The organism is Erythrobacter sp. JK5, assembly GCF_018205975.1.
Lineage (GTDB): Bacteria > Pseudomonadota > Alphaproteobacteria > Sphingomonadales > Sphingomonadaceae > Erythrobacter.
The window spans coordinates 3,111,644-3,130,696 of the sequence record NZ_CP073577.1 but is presented as its reverse complement, the minus strand read 5'-3'; the positions used below and the strand labels follow the sequence as shown (position 1 = coordinate 3,130,696).

Sequence of the window (19,053 nt, the reverse complement as noted above, 5' to 3'; positions counted from 1 at the left end):
CCGGTGACTGTGCGCCGCGACGCGCGCGTTCGTCAAGACGCGTCCTAGAAGGGTAACGACGCCCCGCTCATCGCATCGGAAAAAAGGATGAAATAGCCGAGCGCGGCGAGCGCTACAGTCGCAAGGGTCCAGACCACCAGCATCGCCAGACCGTCGCGGACCATGATGGCGAGGCAGATGATGTCGATGGCAAGCATCGGCCCGGTGCTGGCGAACGGCACCACCTCGAACGGCGGGATGGTGAGGCACAATGCGATGATGAGGGCGGCCGCGATCCGCAGCCCGATCCCGGAGGCGAAGGATTCGAGCCGACTCTGCGCGACCCTGTCGACCTGGCGCGCGACGTTTTCAAGCGTGTGCGCCGCCTTCCTGAGCTTGACACTGGGCGCCCCGCGCCGCGCGATCCACCCGGGCACCCAGAGGTGATCCCGCCCGAACAGCAGCTGCACCGCGACCAGCGCGATGCAGCTGGCAAGGAAAGTGGGAACTCCGGGGATTCCGCCGGCCGGGGTCAGCTCGACGAGAGCGAAAACCAGCATGACCGGCGCGAAGCTGTGGTCTCCGAACCTGTCGAGCACGTCGCCGATCGTTACCTTGGAATCTTCCTCGGCCAGCTCGGCAAGGCTTTCGACGACTTCGCCGACCGAATGGGGATCGCTCGACTTGTCCCGGTCCATCACGCCAGGCCAGCTCGGCGGGAGAAAGCTCGCTTCTCCGTCATTGCGATTTGCGCTGGAGCAGCGCCGAGCGTTCGCAGCGGCACACCACCTCGTCGCGCTGGTTGAGAAGTTCGTGGGTGAAGGTGACGATCCCGGCCTCGGGCCGCGATTTGCTTGCGCGCAGTTCCTTGACCTCGCTTTGCGCCCGCAGCGTGTCGCCGATGAATACCGGCTTGGGCGTCACCACCTTGTCGAAGCCGAGATTGGCAACCAGCGTGCCCAGCGTCGTGTCGCCGACCGACAGGCCGACCAGCAGGCTGAACGTGAAAGTCGAATTGACCAGAATCTGACCGAAACCGCTGGCCTTGGCCGCCTCGACATCGAGATGCAGCGGCTGCGGGTTGTGCGTCATGGTCGAGAACAGGAGGTTGTCGGTCTCGGTCACGGTGCGGCGGATCTCGTGTTCGATCCGGTCGCCCACCTGCCATTCGTCGAAGAACCTGCCCGCCATCAGTTGCTCCATCCCGCGACCACCGCCGCGCCATCGTCATCGCTCGACCGCACCGAGCCGGGCGTCCGGCTGAAACGCGGCGCAGGCGCAGTGTGCCACTCGCCGTCATGCTCGACGAACGCGCCGCGCGCTTTCATGTGCGAATGGTCGCGCGCCTCGTCGAGGGTCAGCACCGGCGCGAAGCAGGCGTCGGACCCTTCGAGCAGCTCGGTCCACTCCGCTTGCGTCTTGGTCTTGAACAGGGCTGCCAGTGTGTCGGCGTAATCATCCCAGTTGGCCGGGTTCATCTGCCCCTCGGCGAGCTCCGCAGGCGCGCCCGCCTTGGCGAGCAGCTCGGCGTAGAATTGCGGCTCGATCGCCCCGACCGACACTTCCTTGCCGTCCGCGCAAGTGAAGCAGCGATAGAAATGCGCCGCGCCGCCCAGCATCCCCTTGCCGCGCTCGGTGGTGAGGAACGGGCGCGTTCGGACGCCGAAGAAGAAACTCATCAGGCTGGTCGCGCCATCGACGATCGCGGCATCGACCACCTGTCCCTTGCCCGAGCGCTCGCGTTCGTAGAGCGCGGCCATGATGCCGAACGCGCAATACATCGACCCGCCGCCGAAATCGCCGACGAGGTTTTGCGGCGGCACTGCGGGTTCGCCGGCCTTGCCGACCGCCGAGAGCGCGCCGGTCACCGCGATGTAATTGATGTCGTGCCCGGCGGCGTGGGCGAGCGGCCCGTCCTGCCCCCAGCCGGTCATCCGGGCGTAGACGAGGCGCGGATTGGCGGCGAGCAGTTCGTCCGGCCCCAGCCCCAGCCGCTCCATCACGCCGGGGCGGAAACCCTCGATCAGCACATCGGCCTTGCGCGCCGCGTCGAGGCAGAACGCCTTGCCCTCGTCGCTCTTGATATCGACCTCGGCGCGGTGCCGCGCGCGCTCGACCACCTGGTTGCTGACCGCGCTGCCCGGCCGCTCGATCCGCACCACCTCGGCGCCCAGATCCGCAAGCAGCATCGCGACATGCGGGCCCGGCCCGATCCCGGCAAATTCGATCACCTTGAGGCCGGCCAGCGGCCCGCTCGGTTGGCTCATGTGGCTCTCTCCCTTTGTCCTTTCCTGTGGCGCGCGAGGTGCAGGCTGGCAAGACCTGAGAACCGGGCCTGTGCAATTGGCAGGCGTTGTGCGTTGCACCACCCGATGCCCCCCGCTAGGCGTTTCCCCGTATTCCCCGCAACGCACCTTCGCGCAGGAGCCTGCCCATTGAAAATCGCCATTTTCGGCCTCGGCTATGTCGGCTCGACCGCCGCCGGATGCATCGCCAGCCAGGGCCATACGGTCGTCGGCGTCGATGTGAGCCAGGCCAAGGTCGATGCGCTCAATGCCGGGCGTGCGCCGGTCTATGAACCGGGTCTCGATGAACTGATTTCTACTGCGCGGGCCGAGGGGCGGATCGCCGCTGCGACCGAGCTGACCGACCAGCTCGACGATGCCGATCTCGCGATCGTCTGCGTCGGCACGCCCAGCGGCGTCGATGGCGCGCACGATATGAGCTACATCGCGCAGGTCACGCGCAACATCGCCGAGGCGCTGAAGCCGGATCGCGAAAAGCCGCTCACGCTTGCCTACCGTTCGACCATGCGGCCGGGCAGCTGCGAGAACATCATCTGGCCGATCATCGAGAACGCGCTTGGAGCGAAGGCATCGGTCGCGGTCGAGCTGGTCTACAACCCGGAATTCCTGCGCGAAGCCTCCGCGATCGAGGACTACTTCAACCCGCCCAAGATCGTGATCGGGACGCTCGGCGGAAAGCCCTCTGCCAACATGCACGCGCTGCACGACGGGATCGACGCACCAGTGTTCGAAGTCGGCCTGCGCGAGGCAGAGATCACCAAGTTCGTCGACAACAGCTGGCACGCGGTGAAGGTCGCCTTCGCCAACGAGATCGGGCGGGTGTGCCAGAACCTCGATATCTCGGCGCGCGACGTGCACGCGATCTTCAAGAGCGACACCAAGCTCAACATCTCGGCCTATTACACCCGGCCCGGCGGCGCGTTCGGCGGGTCGTGCCTGCCCAAGGATGTGCGTGCGCTGCAATACATTGCCGCCGATACCGGCTCGGCGACGCATCTGGTGGACTCGCTGATCCGCTCGAATGAGGCGCACAAGCACCACCAGTTCCAGCACGCGGTGCAGGGGCTGGAGCCGGGCGCGAAAGTGCTGCTGGTCGGCCTCGCCTTCAAGCTCGAGACCGACGATCTGCGCGAAAGCCCGGCGGTCGACATGGCAAGGAAGCTGCTCGAAGCGGGCTACGATCTCGACATCTACGATCCGCAGATCGAGCCGGACAACCTCGTCGGGCAGAACCTCGGCTATGCCTATGCATGGTTGCCGAAGATCGACGGGCTGCTGGTCGACAAGGCAGCGGCGGAAAGCGGCGCGCATGCCCGCGTGATCGCGACCAACCGGCTGATCGACACGCTGTCGGTCGCTGCGGACAAGGTTGTCGACGTGAGCGCGATTCCGTGAGCGATGCGATCGCCGCCGAAGAGGGCATTCCGACAGTCATCGAGGGCGAGCCGCTCAAGGGCAAGCACGTCCTGATCGTCGTCGAAAACCTGCCGCTGCCGTTCGACCGGCGGGTGTGGCAGGAGGCGCGGACGCTCAAGGCGGCGGGCGCGCATGTCTCGATCATCTGCCCGACCGGCAAGGGGTTCGAACAGCGCTTCGAAGTGATCGAGGGTGTCGAAATCCATCGTCACCCGCTGCCGCTCGAAGCCAAGGGCGCGCTCGGTTTCCTGCTCGAATACGGCGCGGCGCTGTTCTGGGAAACGGTGCTGGCGTGGAAGATCCATTTCAAGCGCCGCATCGACGTGATCCAGGGCTGCAACCCGCCCGACCTGATCTTCCTCGTCGCCGCGCCGTTCAAGGCGCTGGGCGTCAAGTACATCTTCGATCACCACGACATCAATCCCGAGCTCTACGAAGCGAAGTTCAACAAGCGCGGCTTCTTCTGGCAGCTGATGCGGGCGTTCGAGAAACTGACCTTCGCCTTTGCCGACGTGTCGATCGCCACCAATGAAAGCTACAAGGCAATCGCCGTCGAACGCGGCGGGATGGCGCCCGACAAGGTGCATGTCGTGCGCTCCGGCCCGGATCTGTCGCGGCTTAAACTGGTGCCGCCGGTGTCCCGCTGGAAAAACGGGCGCGACCACATGGTCGGCTATGTCGGGGTGATGGGCGAGCAGGAGGGGATCGACCTGCTGATCGACGCCGTCGAGCACATCGTCCGCGACAAGCAGCGCGAGGATATCCAGTTCGTGCTGGTCGGCGGCGGGCCGGCGCTCGCAGACCTCAAGGCGCTGACCGCTTCGAAGGGCCTTGCCGACTTCATCACCTTCACCGGCCGCGCTCCGGATCAGGAATTGTTCGAAGTGCTCTCGACCATGGACCTCGGCGTGAACCCCGACCGGGTCAACGCGATGAACGACAAGTCGACCATGAACAAGATCATGGAATACATGTCGCTTTCGAAGCCGATGGTACAATTCGATGTCACCGAGGGCCGGTTTTCGGCGCAAGAGGCATCGCTTTATGCCAAGCCCAACGATCCGGTCGACATGGCCGACAAGATCATCGAACTGGTCGACGATCCGGATCGGCGCGCCGCAATGGGTGCCTTTGGCCGCAAGCGGGTGGTCGAGGAACTGAACTGGCAGCACCAGATCGACCCACTTCTGGCCGCCTACAAGCAGGCTCTGAAGCTTTAGGCCCCCTCCTGTGCCGCGTTACGCAAAGCGCTTTGCAATGGTGAAAATCGCCGCAACCATAACGCGATTTTAAGCCCTTCATGGCCATGATCCCCCGAAAATCCGGGAATTTTGGACCCATGAACGCACCTTTCGACACCGCCACGGCTTTCGGGCCGGACGCTGCAACCCAGCCCGCGCCCGACCATCAGGTCGCGGTGATCGGCCTCGGCTATATCGGCCTGCCGACGGCGGCGGTTCTGGCGAGCTATGGCTGGAACGTGTGCGGCGTCGATGTCTCTGAAAAGGTTGTCGAAACCGTCAATGCCGGCGGCGTGCATATCGAGGAACGCGACCTCGACCGGCTGGTGAGCGAAGCCTGCGAAACCGGGCGTTTGACCGCCTCGACCGAAGTGCCGACCGCGCATTTCTACATGATCGCAGTGCCCACCCCGCTCACGGACAAAAACACGCCCGATATCAGCTATGTAGAGGCCGCCGCACGCGCGATCGCGTCAAAGGTCCTGCCCGGTGCCTGCATCATCGTCGAAAGCACCTCGCCGGTCGGCACCACCGAGCGTGTCGCGCAGGTCATCGCCGAGCTGCGCCCCGACCTCAAACTGCCGGTGTTCGGCTCGCAGGAAGCGGGCGACATTGCCGTAGCCTATTGTCCCGAAAGGGTTTTGCCCGGCAAGATCGTACGCGAGCTGGTGCAGAACGACCGCGTGATCGGCGGCATCACGCCCGACTGCGCGGAGCGGGCCAAGGCGCTCTATTCGAGCTTCGTCGAAGGCGATTGTCTCACCACCAACGCCCGCGTCGCCGAGACCGTCAAGCTGACCGAGAACAGCTTCCGCGACGTCAACATCGCTTTCGCCAACGAACTCAGCGTCATAGCCGACGATCTCGGCGTTGACGTGTGGGACGTGATCGCGCTCGCCAACCGCCATCCGCGGGTCAACATCCTCCAGCCGGGCCCCGGCGTCGGCGGGCATTGCATCGCGGTCGATCCGTGGTTCCTCGTCTCCAGCGCACCCAAGGTCGCGCGGCTGATCCGCACCGCGCGCGAAGTCAACGATTTCAAGGCGGTGTACTCCGAACGCCGCATCCGCGGGCTGGTCGATGCGATGCCCGGCAAGGTCGCGCTGCTGGGCCTCGCCTTCAAGCCCGATATCGACGATTTCCGCGAAAGCCCGGCGATGGAAATCGCGCTGAGCCTCGCCAGGACGCGCGGCCAGCGGATCATGCTGGTCGAACCCTATGCCGATGAATTGCCGAGCGGTTTCGCCGGGACCGGCGCGCACTTGGCCAGCCTTGACGAGGCGCTCGCCAGCGCCGAAGTGATCGTCGTGCTGGTCGATCACACCGCGTTCAAACACCTCACCCCCGCCGATTTCGCGGGCAAGATGGTGTACGACACGCGCGGCATGATGAAGCGGTGAGCAAGCCCCGCATACTGGTCACATTCGGGACCCGGCCCGAAGCGATCAAGATGTTCCCGGTGGTGCAGGCGCTGCGCGAAGCGGATTGTTTCGACGTCCGCGTCGCGGTCACCGCGCAGCATCGCGAGATGCTCGACCAGGTCCTGCAAATGGCTTACATCGTGCCGGATATCGACCTCGACCTGATGCAGCCGGGGCAAAGCCTCGACGCGCTGTCGGCGCGGATCGTCACGCGGTTCGGCGAGGCGCTCGATGCCGAGAATCCCGACCGCGTGCTCGTCCACGGCGACACACTGACCACGATGATGGCGACGCTCGCCTGCTACTTCCGCCGCATTCCTGTGGGCCATGTCGAAGCGGGGCTGCGGTCCGGCGATATCTATGCTCCCTGGCCCGAAGAGGTGAACCGCAAGGTTACCGGCGCGGTCGCGGACCTGCACTTCGCCCCGACCGAGAACGCCGCCGCCGCACTGCGCGCCGAGAACGTCCCCGACAGCGCAATCCACGTCACCGGCAACACCGTGATCGACGCGCTGCTGGCCGCGCGCGAACAGATCGCGTCAGATCCTTCGCTCGCCCCGGCGATAACGCCGCTCAGGCAGCGCTTCGAAGGCAAGCGCATCATCGCCGTCACCGCCCACCGCCGCGAGAATTTCGGCGAGGGGATGCAGCAGATCGCCGCCGCCTTGCAGCAGCTCGCAGCACGCGAAGACACCGCGCTCATCTACCCGATGCATCCCAACCCCAACGTCGCCGAAGTGATGCGCCCCGCCCTCTCCGACATTGCCAATGTCGCGCTGATCGAGCCGCTCGATTACCTCAACTTCGTCGCGATGATGGAGGCCTCGGATATCGTCCTCACCGATTCCGGGGGAATCCAGGAGGAAGCGCCGAGCCTCGGCAAGCCGGTGCTGGTGATGCGCGATACGACCGAGCGACCCGAGAGCATCGAAGCGGGCACCGCGCTGCTGGTCGGCGCGAACACCGATCGCATCGTCGGCGAGGTATCCCGACTGCTAGACGATCCCGCCGACTACGATCGCATGGCGAAGGCGCACAATCCCTATGGCGACGGCACCGCCAGCCGCCGGATCGCAGCGATCATCGCCGGGCATCATTCCGGCTGACGCCCCGACTGTCGGCCTGCGTAGCCTGCCGCACAGCGTAGACGTAGAACAGCGCGGCGAAACCGACGAACAGCGTCGCCCCCAGATCGGCAATCCAGTTCAGCTTGAGCGGTCCGAACAAAAGGGAGTCGAGCGCGCTGAACGACACCAGCCGCAGCGCGATCAGACACATCAAGGCCAGGCTCGCCGCCTGCCCCAGCCGCAGCGCGAAACTGCGCCTGCCGCTGGCCGACTGGAGCACCTTTGCCCCGCCCAACAGAGCGGCTGCGGCCGCGACGATCAGGATGGCTGCGGCGATCGGACCCTGTATCGCGCGACGGCTCTGGTACGCGTGGGTCGCACGCAACCATTCGCGCATGTCGTCGCGCCAGATCGCTTCGAGATCGAGCACCCGCATCGCGATCAGCCCGGCAAACAGCAGCGCGATCGCTGCCCATCCCCGCCAAAAGCGCGCCGGCTGGCGTTTCGCGAGCGCCGTCAGCGAGGCCGCCGCGGCGGATAGCACGACCAGTGCGTAGATTCCGGCCGCGATCAGGCTGAAAATGGATGGGGCGGGTTCGTGCATGGCGTATCTGCGGCGCTTCGATTGGAGATCCGCCAATCCATAGCATCGGCATGGTCCGCCGCAATCGCATCCTGCCTGCCCGCTGCCGCATCAGCGCCTCGCATCGGCGAAGCTTCCCGGTTTTGTGGGCAGGCTCTGTTGCACTGCGGCAACCCCGCGTCTAAGGCTTTTCCCGTAATCGACAGAGGGAACGACACGATGCGCGCCAAGGCAGGTATCCATCTGAGTTTATACGGACTCGCAGCTCTTGCGCTGGGGGGCTGCGCCTCCACGCCGGAACCCGTGATCGGAGCGGCCGCGATCCAGCCGGTGTCCAGTCTCGGACAGGCCGGCTACACCCACCAGGCGTCGCGCACCTACCTGCTGCGCCCGTCCGACAAGATTTCCGTCAACGTCTTCCGCGAGCCGGACTTTTCGCTGGAAGCCGTCCAGATCGGCGTCGAAGGCAACGTCTCGCTGCCGCTGCTGGGCTCGATCCCGGCAGCCGGTATGACCGCGCAGCAGTTCGAAGCCGACGTGACCCGCAGGCTGTCGGCAGCCGGGCTCAAGTCGCCGATGGTCGCGATCAACATCGCCGAATACGCGTCGCATCTCGTCACGGTCGAGGGCGCAGTCGATACGCCGGGCGTCTATCAGTTCGAACCCGGCGCCCGCCTCTCTTCGGCCATCGCGCTGGCGCAGGGGACCAAGCGCGAAGCGAAGCGCAGCCAGGTGGCGGTGTTCCGCACGCGTCCCGACGGGATCTACATCGCCAAGTTCGACTATGGGGCGGTGAGCCAGGGCACGATGCTCGATCCGGTGCTCGAACCGGGCGACCGCGTGGTGGTCGGCACCGACGGGCTTTCGATCTTCTGGCAGGATGCGCTGCAGGCCATCCCGGCGCTGGGCGTGTTCGCGACCGTGGCGATCGACAACAACTGATAGGGCGATGAACGACCGTTCGATCATCCAGACCCCCGATCCCGAGGGGCGCGGGACCTGGTTGGACCCGTATCTGCCCGAGAACCAGATCGTCCAGTATCAGCCGCGCGCGCAGCTGATCAATGTCGCTGCGGTGCGCGGCGTGCTGTTCCGCCAGCGCTGGCTGGTGGCTGCGATCGTCGCCGCATCGCTGATCGCCGGCCTCGTCTTCACGCTCATGGCCACGCCGATGTACCAGGCGACTGCGACCGTGCGGGTCGATCCCTACGGCTCCTTCATCGTCGAGGGTCAGGACATCGATCAGGGGATCGCCAGCAACCAGGTCTATGACCTGATGTCGACCCAGACCGCCGTCATCCGCAGTCGCAATCTTGCCAGCGCGGTCGCGGCCGAGCTCAATCTCGGCGAGCGATACGACCTGCTGGGCGAAGACATCGACACCGCCCGCCCGCCCAACATGAGCGACGAGGACTGGCTCCGCAGCAAGGAGCGCAGCGCCGCCTCGATCCTGCAGGGTTCGGTAACCGCTGAGTTGACGCCCGACCAGTGGATCATCACCATCGGCTACCGCTCCGACGACCCGGTGCTGGCGGCGGAGATGGCGAATGCCTATGCCGACGCGTTCGTCGCATCGGACACGCGCAGCGATATCGCCGCCAACGAATACGCGCAGGAATATCTGCAGGAGCAGATCCAGCTGATCCGCTCGCGGCTGCAGGAAGCCGAAGAGGCCTCCAACGCCTATGCCCGCAGCAGCGGGATCATCGTGCAGCAGGGCGTGGGGAGCGAAGAAGGCGGCACGGTAACGCTGACCGGGGCGAACCTGACGAACATCAACCAGCGCGTGTCCGATGCCCGTGCCAAACGCATCGATGCCGAGCAGCGGTGGCGTGCGATCCAGAACCTGCCGGCCGCACAGCTTCCCGAAGTTCAGAGCAATGCCGTGCTGCAGGGGCTCGTGAACCAGCGTACCGGGCTGCAGACCGAACTGATCGAGCTGCGCCAGCGCTACAACGACGAATTCCCGCAGATCGTCAACGTCAAGGCACAGATCGCGACGCTCGATCGCCAGATCCAGCAGAGCAGCGCCGACATCAAGGCGACCGTCCGCAACGAATATACCGTCGCGCGCAACCAGGAACAGGCGCTCGAACGCGAGCTCAATTCGCTCACCGGCGAAACCATGGTCGAGCAGGACCGTCAGGTGCAGTACAGCGTGCTCGAGCGCGAGGCGCAGGCCCTGCGCGACCAGCTCAAGGCGCTGCTCGATCGCTACAACACGATCAGCACCGCCGCCAATGTCCAGAGCGGAACCTTGAGCAAGCTCGATTCGGCGACCGTGCCCGCCTCGCCCTATTCGCCCAACCTGCTGCGCAACCTGATGGTTTCGCTGGTATTCGGCGTTGCGCTCGCCGGTGGCCTCGCGGTGCTGCGCGAATCCTTCGACGACCGGATCCGTTCGCTCGACGAGGTCGAGGACAAGATCGGCCTGCCGCTGCTCGGCCATACGCCGTTTGTCGAATCGCGCGATCTCGAAAAGGAAGAGACGAACCGGTTCAGCGCGTTGATGGAGGCCTATGCCTCGATCCGATCGGCGATCGATTTCACCCTGCCGCGCAACCAGAACGTGATCCAGCTGACCAGCAGTCAGGCTTCGGAAGGCAAGTCGACCACCGCGGTGATCCTCGCCGAACTGTTTGCTAGCCTCGGGCGCAAGACATTGTTGATCGACGCCGACCTGCGGCGCCCTTCGGTCGCGCGGCTGCTCGATATCGAGGACCCGCAGGCGGGACTGGTCGAGGTGGTGCTGGGCCACACCGATCTCCAGTCGACAGTGGTCAAGGGCCTGCACGAAAACCTCGAGATCCTGCCAATCGGTTCGATCAGCCCCAACCCGACCGAGCTGCTCGCCTCGCAGCAGATGCGCGAGTTCATCGAGAAGAGCCGCCACGAATATTCGCTGATCATTTTCGACAGCTGCCCGGTCATGGGCCTGGCCGATGCGCCGCTGCTGTCGCGGCTGGTCGATGGCACGATCTTCGTGCTCGAAGCCAACAAGGTGCATTTCGGGCAGGCCAAGGCCGCGATCAAACGCGTGCGCGGGGCGGGCGGCAACATTCTCGGGGTTATCCTGACGAAGTATCGCGCGCTCGAAGCCGGGCAAAGCTACGATTACCAGTATGGCTATTACCAATACGGGCAGGACGACTGATCGGGGCGGAGCGGGCGTGTGACCGATCCGGCTCCGTTCACGATCGTCATTCCCGCGAATAACGAAGAGGCGGTCATCGCGCGCTGTCTCGAAGCGCTGCTCGAGGATGCGCCCGAAACCGGCCGCGCGCAGATCATCGTCGCCGCCAATGGCTGCACCGACCGCACGGTTTCCATCGCCCGCGAGACGGCCCCCGAGGCGCTGGTGCTCGACCTGGCCGAAGGGTCCAAGACCAAGGCGATGAACGCGGCGCACAAGGAGGCGAGCCATTTCCCGCGCATCTTCCTCGATGCCGATGTGCGCTGCAGCTATCACTCGCTCGCCGCGCTGGCGGAGGTGCTGCGCGAGCCGGGGGTGATGGCGGCATCGCCCGCGCTGCGGATGGACCTGTCGCGTTCGAATGCGCTGGTCAGGGCATATTACCGGGTGTGGCTGACCCAGCCCTATGTCCGCAATGCAATGGTCGGATCGGGCTGTTTCGGGCTGTCGCAGGCGGGTTTCGAGGCGATCGGCGAATTTCCGCCGATCACCGGCGACGACATCTGGGTGCATTCGCGCTTCACTGACAGCGAGCGCCGAAATGTCGCCGAGGATCGCGAAGGCAATCCGGTCTGCTTCACCGTATCGCCGCCGCGCCGCGCGATCGACCAGATCCGGGTCGAGACCCGTCGCCGGCTGGGCAACGAGGAGGTGCTGCGGCTCCACCCCAGCCCGCACTTTGCGGGCTCGAACCAGGCCGGGGACCTGCGCGATGCGCTCGGCAACGGCGCTTCGCCGGTCGACGTCGCAATCTATCTCGGCATCAAGGCGATCGCTCGCATCCGCGCGCGGTTCGCCAAACTTCGCAGCCGCAACATCGTGTGGGAACGCGATCTCGCCGCGCGCGAGGTCTGAGCAGGATGACCGGTCCCGTCTCGTCCGCCGCAGCGACCGCCAAAGCGGATATCAGCGCCCAATGCGCGGTCTCCATCCTGATCGTCGCCTACAATTCCGTCGATCTGATCGGCGCCTGCCTCGACTCGATCCCGCCGGCCTGCACGCGGCACGATTACGAAGTGTTGCTGGTCGACAACGGCGATGGAGCCACCGAGACGCTGGTAAGGAATGCCCATCCCGACATCCGGATCGTCGAGAGCAAGGGCAATGTCGGTTTCGCGGCCGGCAACAACTGGCTCGCGCATCACGCCCGGTCGGACAGGTTGTTGCTGCTCAACCCGGACATGGTGCTCGAACCGGGTGCCATCGACGCACTGATCGCAGCGACGGCGCGCCATCCCCAGGCTGCAGCGTGGGGCGGCGTGACGGTCGATGCCGGCGGCACGCCCGATAGCGGCAATGCGATCGCCATGCCTTCGCTGCTCGAATTCGCCAGCGCTGCGCTCGGACGCTCGATTGTCGGAAACAGCCGGGCCGCCGGGCTGAACCGGGACGCGGCGGTGGAAGTGCTGGTCGGCGGTTTCGTGATGTTCGACCGTGCCGCGTGGGAACAGGTCGGCGGCTTCGACGAGCGCTACTTTCTCTATTGCGAGGAGGTCGACCTGTTCTACCGGCTCACCGGTCTCGGGTATCGGTTCTGGCGCATCCCTGCGGCGCGCGGCCATCACGCCATCGCCCACGGCCAAGGTCTGTCGCCGCTGCGCATGCTGTATCGCGCGGCGGGGACGGCGGAATTCGTGCGACGCCACTGGTCACCCCTCGCCGGAGCTTTGGGACGCGGGCTCGTATGGCTCGCAGCGCTGGAGCGGGTGATCGCCGGTCGTCTGCTGGGCCGATGGCGGCCGCGATTAAGGGCAATGGCGGGTGGTTATCGCGACGTGGCGCTGCGCCCCGGCCTGTGGATCCACGGCTACGACCCGAAGCGCGGATTGCTGGCGCGGCTGGACCGCGATCGGGCCTAGCGCGGGTCGGGCTGGACCTGCCCGGCGGGCGGGCGTGCACGGACCCCGTCGTCACCACGTGCAAACGCATCGGGCGGCGGTCTAAGCGGAACCGCGCCCGGTCGGCGCACCGCGCTGCGCTCGGCAAAGGCGAGGCTGACGGCGATCCCCAGCAGCATGTAGAACCACGCCTGCGCCGACAGCCAAATCGCGACGGAGACGATCCCGAACGCGAACACTGCCAGCGCGATCGCCACGCCGCGCTCGAACCGCCCATCGACCGGGTGCGAATGGCTGCTTCGACGCGCCAGCGTATAGACTGTGACAAGGCAGGCGATGGCGATCAGCAGCGGCGGGATGACCCCGAATTGCATCGCCTGCAGCAACCAGAAATTATCGACCGAGCCCTTCATCCATTCGGGCCGCTCCCACTCGCCGTAGCCGAGGCCGAACCAGGGATTGGCGGCGACGTTTTCGGTGCCGAACCGCCAGATCAGCACCCGGTTGTAGCCGCTGTAGGAATTGAGCGAACCGAACCGCATGATCGTGGAGAAAGCACCACCACGGGTCCCGAATTCGAGCAGGAAGACCACGATCGCGCCCAGGATGAAGAGCAATCGCCAAGACAGGTTGAGGAAGCGCTCGCTCAGCCAGTTGTAGACGGTCAGCATCGTTCCCACAGACAGCCCCAGCAGGGCGGCCGAACTGACAGTGAAGAAGCTGGTCAGTGCCGCCGCGATACCCAGCACAAACGGCCAGCTGCGCAGCCCCGAAAGCAAAAACAGCGGCAGGAAGCTGGCCAGGAAAACGCCAGCGAGGATCGGGTGCGGAAACGGGCCGCGCGCGCGCATGAAGCCAAGCCGGATATCGGTTCGCAGATAGGCCGACTGGCCGGTGAACTGGCTGATGAAGGGTTGCAGAATATGGTTGTGGGTGATCGATTCGACCGCGATGATCGCTCCAACGGCCAGCAGCCCCGGCAGCAGCAGCAACAGGAACAGCCGCAGGTCGCGTAGCGACCGGAACACCGACCGGGCGAAGAAATAGGCGAGCGCCGTATCGGTTACCTGCGCCACTGCAGCGGGCAGCGCCTCGGCCTGGTCGGTGGTCACGAACAGCGCGACGCCGATCCAGGTTCCGGCGATCAGAACCAGCAGATCCGGCCAGGTGAAACGGAAACGCCCGTTGATCGCGCTGGCGATCACAAACAGCGTCGCCGGGATCAGAAACAGCCGATAGGGCGGCAGCGTCGCCCCCATGACGGTCTGATTCAATTGCGGCGGAAGCAGCAGGATATAGCCCAGCAGCACTGCGAAGTAGAGCGGCAGCTTGCCGTATCGCGGCTGCGGGCGATAGCGGATCGTTGCCGGATTGCTGAGCGGTAAGGTCGACACGGCGTGAACCCTAGTCCCGATTCACGGGCGATCAAGCATCGCCGGTCTCACGCGGCGGTGCTCCCGCCTGATTTCTGGTACAGGAAATCGGCCGTCGACTGGACATTGACGGGTGTCCCGCTGACGTGGCCGATCCGCTTGGGGACGTAGCCGAGCGCGGTCAGCATGTCGTGCAGGTCGTTGAACAGCGGCTGGCCGGCATAGAGGGGGGCGAAGGCCACTTCGGTGTAGATCCATTCGACTCGGTCGAGCAGCCCCGATGCACCGGCAAGCACCTCGGCCTCGAAACCCTGCACGTCGAGCTTGAGCAGCGTTCTGGGCGAGAGGTCGGCGGGCTTCAGCACGTCGTCGAGCCGTTCGATCCGGACCTCTTCGGAGGCGACGATTTCCGCGATCTTGCCATATTGCCTGACGTCTTCGGGCGGAAGGAAAGACGAGGAATCGGACTTGGCATGGACCTGGATTTCGCGGGTCTCGCGCTGCGATCCGAGCGCGTGGCGATACAACGTCACCGTCTCGCCCGGCCTATGAACCTCCTCGAAATGCGCGGCCGGTTCGGCCAGCGGCTCGAACGCGTAGATGCGGCAATCCGGCTTCAGGCCACGAACCAGCAGCGAGAACTGCCCGCGGTTGGCTCCGACATCGATACAGGTTCCGAAATCGAGATCCCGGAGGGTGTGGCGATGCTCGATCGCCGCGGCCACGCCCTTGAAAGCGGCGTCGCGCCAGATCCTGTTTCGCATGAGGATGTTGGTCTTCTTCACCTTGCGACGAAGTTCGGTCAGTCTGCCCATGCCTCAGCCATCTCCATTCGCTGCGATCGAGCGTTCGGCCACTGCCCTGGCAGGCATCCCGGCAATGATGCTCATCGGCGGGAAGTCACCCTTCACCACCGCGCCCGCTGCAACGATCGACCCGTCGCCGATCGTTGTCCCGGGCAGGATCACCGCGCGCGTCGCCAGCCACACATCGTTGCCGATCACGACGTCGCTTTCCCCCATCGGCTGTTCGGTCACGGGGTGTCCCATGTCGTAGCGGTAGCTCGCTGCCGTCACCAGCACGTCGGGACCGAACAGCACATCGTCGCCAATCCGGATATGGCCATCGCGCGGGCCGGCCCACAGATGGCAGCGCGATCCGATACGCGCACGATGACCGATCGTGATCCGCTCGGGATTCTGGAATACCGCATCGGGGCTGACATTGCGCTGCCCGGCGAAAGTCACCCGCCGCAGGGGGGCGACGTGAACGTAGTTGTAGTAGTTCACGATCTTGATCAGGTGCACCCAGGCGCGCGGGTCGATCAACGATCCGAGCATGCGCAGCCAGCGTTGAAACCGCGCGGGGCTGTTCTTTCTGGCCAGTTCCGCTTCGCTCATCGCACGCGCATCCCAAAGGGTGCCGGTCAGGCCATCGCAGCCGCCCGGCTCGATGTCCCGCTTAGGTTACGGGCGGGCAGGAAGTCCAGTCGACGAGACGCGATCCCCACACCGCTAATGCGTCTGCGAACAAGCGGAAAGGCAGAACCGCAAACACAAAAGCACTTTCCTACATATAACCTATCTGGTTACTTGATCCTGTCTTTACTTTTTCAGAGGTTAAACCTATGCCATTCGATCCGTTCGAACATTCATCCGACAGCCTGATCGCGCCGGCCAAGACGGCAATGGCGATCGTGCCCGACGATGCAGCCGATCTCGCTAGCGCAATCAAGGCAATCTATATCGGGACAGGTGGCGACATCGTGGCCCGGCCCGTCGATTCCGACAGCGACGTGACGTTCCGCAATGTCGCCGCAGGGACCGTTCTCGCCATCCGGCTGCGTGCGGTGCGCGCAAGTGGAACCACCGCGGCCGATCTGGTAGGCCTCGCCTGATGAGCTGGCTCGGTCTTGGTCTCGTCTCGCAGAGTTCCCCGGTGCCACGAGCGGGCGATCTTTCCGCGACCGCTCCGCCGGCGATTGCTCCCTCCGCCGCGTGGAACGGATCGGAAGGCAGTGGATTTGCGGCGCTGCCAGCCGATCCCGAACGAACCACGGCCAAGCCCGCGCTGCGGCTCATCACCCCGCCCAAGCAGCACTTCACCGACACGCTCGATGTCGGAGTCATGGCTGCGGCGAACGATCGCGGCTCGCTGTTCGAGGCGCTCGGCCTTGCTGGCGTGACATTCCATTTCGAAGGCACCAGCGTCACTCTCGCGGAGCCGCGCTGGCACAGCTTGATCGACGCGAACGGCGAAGTGCAGACCTATTACGGATGGTGGGTACGGCTGCGCAAACCGCCCCAGCGCAGCGGCTACGCGCATCTCTATGTCGAAGCGACGCCGCGCGATGCAACGATGCAAAGTCGCGTCATCGGCCCCTACGTATTCGCTCCGCAAGCCGCCCGCCACGACGGCCTGCTCTCGGTCGCACCGTCCGCCGGTGCGATCGCCGGATCGCGCTATCCCACGATCAGGGAAGCGATCCAGTTCGGCAAGTCACAGGGCTGGCAGAATTATCGCATCGCCCTTACCGAACCGGGCACCTACGACATGGGCGACGATCCGCCCAATGCGTGGGACCAGAAAGGCTGGGTCGAAATCGTCGCCGCCACTTCGGGATGCGCGATCGGACTGACCGAATACACCACCGATGCCGCCGCCAAGATCAGTCCGGGCCGATCGCCGATTCGCCTCATCGGTCGCGATCTGACGCTCGATTTCCGCCACCTGGTAGAGATCAACAGCTTCGACACCAATTTCTGGTGCGATGGTATCACCATCACCACTAGCGATCCGCGCGGTCGGTTCGAAACCCTGCGCGGCGGCGCGCCCGACCAACTGGGCTGGCGCATCCGCGGCGGCGCGTGGTTCACCGAATGCGACATTTCGGAAGTTTCGGGTGCCTGCGGCACAGCAACGCTGGTACGCGGCTGCACGCTCGCGAACATGACCTACGATGTGTTCGGCGACATCAAGTGCTGCGTCCACAACACGCTCGACAACCATCGCGGCGGCTTCTGGTACACCGATCACCCCTGCGTTGCCGTCCAGTATGCGGGCGCCGAGGCGACTGCGACGCTCGAACGCGACGGCACCGCCGATGCCAGCCTTGCCACCTGGACCGCGAGATGGGGCACGAATGTCGCGACCTTCGAATGCGGCAACCAGGAAAGCTACTACACCGGTGCGACCGGCGACGGGTACACTTTTGCGGACCTTGTCGCCTGGCTCGACGGCCTGCCGGGCTGGTCCGCCAGCCTTACCGATCCCGAATTCGCCACGATCCGATGCTGCGCCGGCTCGATCGCGGGCGAGAAAGGCCGGGGCCTGCCTGCGACCGATTGCAAGACCGCGCCGCTCACGCTGGTGGCGATGTTCGATCGCCACGGCGATTTCTACCAGCCCCCGTTCAACGCCGACGAAAACGTCATCATCGCTTTCAACCGGGCATGGGAAATGCAGACCCAGACGCTATTCCTCTCGCCCAATCCGCCCGGCGCGATACTCCGCGACATCCTTATCTTCGGAAATGCGCTGCATAACAGTGAAACCGTTGAAGGATATTACGATCCCGATGCCAATTCCTCCCAATTCGGACGAGGCACCGGCGCGGGCCTCAGTCACCTGGTGATAGTCCACAATTCCGCGAACCAGCGTTGGCGGGTACGCAACGACGAACAGAACAACACCGCCGACACCTACTGTCTTATCGCGAACAATGTCGCGAAGGACTTCGTCTGGGCCGGTGGACAGGTGCTCGCGAACCTCAAGGTCGACGCGATGCACCTGTTCGACGGGGCCATCAAGCCGTCGGGCGCCACCCGCATTGCGCTGGGCGGCAATGAGTCGAGCCTCTTCGCCAATGCATCGGGCGGGGACTTCACTCCGGTCGGGGGGCTGCTCGCCAGCGGCTTCGCCCCGATCCTGCCGCACGACATTGCCCAAGGCGGCTATCCCCCGATTGCCGCACCGGGGGCGATCGCGGCCAACGCGGCCGTTTTCGTCGACAGCGGCGGCCCATCGGGCAGCGGCGATCCGTTCGGCGATCTCCTCGCGCTGATTGACGCAGCCGGCGGAAGGTCCAGCATTCACGATTACACCCTCGCCAGCGACGTGCCGCCCTGGACCTCTCCGGATCGCTCAGCCAACGGCAACCAGCACCTTCAGGCGACTGGCAGCCGAAAGCCGGCGCTGGGAACGAACGGCGCGACGTTCGACGGCAACAACGACTTCGTGTCGCAGGCCATCAACGGCGGGCTCTTTACCGTCGCGATGGCGATCATGGTCAACGACCCAGCCGATCCGGGCGCGATCCTGTCGGACGAGGCCAACACCACCTACGTCCAGTACCAGGCGGGCAACACCGCTTCGCATTTCGCAACCGCTGTGCAAGTCGATGGCGTGGTCACGACCACACGTGGCGACCTTCACGATGCGGTGAACGGCGCGGGCGAAGTCGTGCTGATGATCGAAGGGGTCGACTTCAGCGGGCGAAGCGAATTGCGGATCGGGCGCGGATCGGGCGCAATGAACGCGACCGTTCGCCGCGTCGCAGTGATCGAGGAAAGCGCATTCCCGGGCAATCTCCAGCAGGTCCGCCAGCTTGCCGCCGAGGCGGTTGCGTTGACTTGAG

The 19,053-nt window shown here is 65.1% G+C and carries 17 protein-coding genes; 10 read left to right on the top strand and 7 right to left on the bottom strand.

All coding sequences use genetic code 11. The annotated features are described in order from the left end of the window. Positions 1-44: 44 nt before the first annotated feature. Genes KDC96_RS15260 through KDC96_RS15250 form a run of 3 tightly spaced genes read right to left on the bottom strand, consistent with a single transcriptional unit; the run spans position 45 to position 2,246 of the window. Positions 45-677: an exopolysaccharide biosynthesis protein gene (locus KDC96_RS15260; RefSeq protein WP_212452763.1), complete on the bottom strand. Its 633-nt coding sequence runs from the start codon at positions 675-677 to the stop codon at positions 45-47. A 40-nt stretch (positions 678-717) separates the two neighbouring features. After that, a complete protein-coding gene (locus tag KDC96_RS15255; RefSeq protein WP_212449276.1) occupies positions 718-1,170 on the bottom strand; it encodes a MaoC family dehydratase in 453 nt (150 codons plus the stop codon). Further along, on the bottom strand, positions 1,170-2,246 hold the full coding sequence (locus tag KDC96_RS15250; protein WP_212449275.1) for a CaiB/BaiF CoA-transferase family protein: 1,077 nt from the start codon (positions 2,244-2,246) through the stop codon (positions 1,170-1,172). The genes KDC96_RS15255 and KDC96_RS15250 overlap by 1 nt, the downstream gene beginning before the upstream one ends. Positions 2,247-2,414: 168 nt before the next feature. On the opposite strand from KDC96_RS15250, the gene KDC96_RS15245 reads away from it, so the two are divergent. The 4 genes from KDC96_RS15245 to wecB all read left to right on the top strand — a co-directional run bounded on the left by KDC96_RS15245 (position 2,415) and on the right by wecB (position 7,469). Continuing rightward, complete coding sequence (locus tag KDC96_RS15245; RefSeq protein ID WP_212449274.1) at positions 2,415-3,680, top strand: nucleotide sugar dehydrogenase; 1,266 nt, start codon at positions 2,415-2,417, stop codon at positions 3,678-3,680. Then, positions 3,677-4,921, top strand: a complete 1,245-nt coding sequence (locus tag KDC96_RS15240; RefSeq protein ID WP_212449273.1) for a glycosyltransferase family 4 protein — start codon at positions 3,677-3,679, stop codon at positions 4,919-4,921. The genes KDC96_RS15245 and KDC96_RS15240 overlap by 4 nt, the downstream gene beginning before the upstream one ends. 119 nt (positions 4,922-5,040) lie before the next feature. Beyond that, on the top strand, positions 5,041-6,342 hold the full coding sequence (gene wecC, locus KDC96_RS15235) for a UDP-N-acetyl-D-mannosamine dehydrogenase (protein ID WP_212449272.1): 1,302 nt from the start codon (positions 5,041-5,043) through the stop codon (positions 6,340-6,342). Positions 6,343-6,392: 50 nt separating this feature from the next. Next, positions 6,393-7,469, top strand: a complete 1,077-nt coding sequence (wecB, locus tag KDC96_RS15230) for a non-hydrolyzing UDP-N-acetylglucosamine 2-epimerase (RefSeq protein ID WP_249172026.1) — start codon at positions 6,393-6,395, stop codon at positions 7,467-7,469. Here the strand turns inward: wecB and KDC96_RS15225 are convergent. After that, complete coding sequence (locus KDC96_RS15225) at positions 7,444-8,034, bottom strand: hypothetical protein (protein ID WP_212449269.1); 591 nt, start codon at positions 8,032-8,034, stop codon at positions 7,444-7,446. The genes wecB and KDC96_RS15225 overlap by 26 nt on opposite strands. Positions 8,035-8,232: 198 nt before the next feature. Between KDC96_RS15225 and KDC96_RS15220 the strand changes: the two genes are divergently transcribed. Genes KDC96_RS15220 through KDC96_RS15205 form a run of 4 tightly spaced genes read left to right on the top strand, consistent with a single transcriptional unit; the run spans position 8,233 to position 13,065 of the window. Further along, positions 8,233-8,955, top strand: coding sequence for a polysaccharide biosynthesis/export family protein (locus KDC96_RS15220; RefSeq protein WP_212449267.1), 723 nt, complete (start codon positions 8,233-8,235; stop codon positions 8,953-8,955). Between the two features lie 7 nt (positions 8,956-8,962). Continuing rightward, positions 8,963-11,167, top strand: coding sequence for a polysaccharide biosynthesis tyrosine autokinase (locus tag KDC96_RS15215; RefSeq protein ID WP_212449265.1), 2,205 nt, complete (start codon positions 8,963-8,965; stop codon positions 11,165-11,167). 18 nt (positions 11,168-11,185) lie between these two features. Then, complete coding sequence (locus tag KDC96_RS15210; protein ID WP_212449263.1) at positions 11,186-12,061, top strand: glycosyltransferase family 2 protein; 876 nt, start codon at positions 11,186-11,188, stop codon at positions 12,059-12,061. Between the two features lie 5 nt (positions 12,062-12,066). Then, positions 12,067-13,065: a glycosyltransferase family 2 protein gene (locus tag KDC96_RS15205; RefSeq protein WP_212449261.1), complete on the top strand. Its 999-nt coding sequence runs from the start codon at positions 12,067-12,069 to the stop codon at positions 13,063-13,065. Here the strand turns inward: KDC96_RS15205 and KDC96_RS15200 are convergent. The 3 genes from KDC96_RS15200 to KDC96_RS15190 are packed head-to-tail and all read right to left on the bottom strand — an operon-like array spanning position 13,062 to position 15,817. Then, on the bottom strand, positions 13,062-14,438 hold the full coding sequence (locus KDC96_RS15200) for an O-antigen ligase (protein WP_212449259.1): 1,377 nt from the start codon (positions 14,436-14,438) through the stop codon (positions 13,062-13,064). The genes KDC96_RS15205 and KDC96_RS15200 overlap by 4 nt on opposite strands. A gap of 47 nt (positions 14,439-14,485) precedes the next feature. Then, positions 14,486-15,232, bottom strand: coding sequence for an FkbM family methyltransferase (locus KDC96_RS15195; protein WP_212449257.1), 747 nt, complete (start codon positions 15,230-15,232; stop codon positions 14,486-14,488). Positions 15,233-15,235: 3 nt separating this feature from the next. Further along, positions 15,236-15,817 (bottom strand): acyltransferase, encoded by a 582-nt coding sequence (locus KDC96_RS15190; protein WP_212449255.1) that lies wholly within the window; start codon positions 15,815-15,817, stop codon positions 15,236-15,238. A 227-nt stretch (positions 15,818-16,044) separates the two neighbouring features. Between KDC96_RS15190 and KDC96_RS15185 the strand changes: the two genes are divergently transcribed. Together KDC96_RS15185 and KDC96_RS15180 are read left to right on the top strand one after the other, a co-directional pair. Then, positions 16,045-16,314: a hypothetical protein gene (locus KDC96_RS15185; RefSeq protein WP_212449253.1), complete on the top strand. Its 270-nt coding sequence runs from the start codon at positions 16,045-16,047 to the stop codon at positions 16,312-16,314. Further along, a complete protein-coding gene (locus KDC96_RS15180; protein WP_212449251.1) occupies positions 16,314-19,052 on the top strand; it encodes a hypothetical protein in 2,739 nt (912 codons plus the stop codon). Before KDC96_RS15185 ends, KDC96_RS15180 begins: the two co-directional genes overlap by 1 nt. The last annotated feature ends 1 nt before the right edge of the window (position 19,053 follow it).

What these genes read in the sequence shown, in the direction of transcription:
- KDC96_RS15220 (WP_212449267.1), top strand. Translation starts at nt 8,233, where the DNA reads ATGCGCGCCAAGGCAGGTATCCATCTGAGTTTATACGGACTCGCAGCT.
- KDC96_RS15195 (WP_212449257.1), bottom strand. Translation starts at nt 15,232, where the DNA reads ATGGGCAGACTGACCGAACTTCGTCGCAAGGTGAAGAAGACCAACATC.
- wecB (WP_249172026.1), top strand. Translation starts at nt 6,393, where the DNA reads ATGTTCCCGGTGGTGCAGGCGCTGCGCGAAGCGGATTGTTTCGACGTC.
- KDC96_RS15225 (WP_212449269.1), bottom strand. Translation starts at nt 8,034, where the DNA reads ATGCACGAACCCGCCCCATCCATTTTCAGCCTGATCGCGGCCGGAATC.
- KDC96_RS15260 (WP_212452763.1), bottom strand. Translation starts at nt 677, where the DNA reads ATGGACCGGGACAAGTCGAGCGATCCCCATTCGGTCGGCGAAGTCGTC.
- KDC96_RS15250 (WP_212449275.1), bottom strand. Translation starts at nt 2,246, where the DNA reads ATGAGCCAACCGAGCGGGCCGCTGGCCGGCCTCAAGGTGATCGAATTT.
- KDC96_RS15255 (WP_212449276.1), bottom strand. Translation starts at nt 1,170, where the DNA reads ATGGCGGGCAGGTTCTTCGACGAATGGCAGGTGGGCGACCGGATCGAA.
- KDC96_RS15185 (WP_212449253.1), top strand. Translation starts at nt 16,045, where the DNA reads ATGCCATTCGATCCGTTCGAACATTCATCCGACAGCCTGATCGCGCCG.
- KDC96_RS15215 (WP_212449265.1), top strand. Translation starts at nt 8,963, where the DNA reads ATGAACGACCGTTCGATCATCCAGACCCCCGATCCCGAGGGGCGCGGG.
- KDC96_RS15180 (WP_212449251.1), top strand. Translation starts at nt 16,314, where the DNA reads ATGAGCTGGCTCGGTCTTGGTCTCGTCTCGCAGAGTTCCCCGGTGCCA.
- KDC96_RS15190 (WP_212449255.1), bottom strand. Translation starts at nt 15,817, where the DNA reads ATGAGCGAAGCGGAACTGGCCAGAAAGAACAGCCCCGCGCGGTTTCAA.
- wecC (WP_212449272.1), top strand. Translation starts at nt 5,041, where the DNA reads ATGAACGCACCTTTCGACACCGCCACGGCTTTCGGGCCGGACGCTGCA.
- KDC96_RS15205 (WP_212449261.1), top strand. Translation starts at nt 12,067, where the DNA reads ATGACCGGTCCCGTCTCGTCCGCCGCAGCGACCGCCAAAGCGGATATC.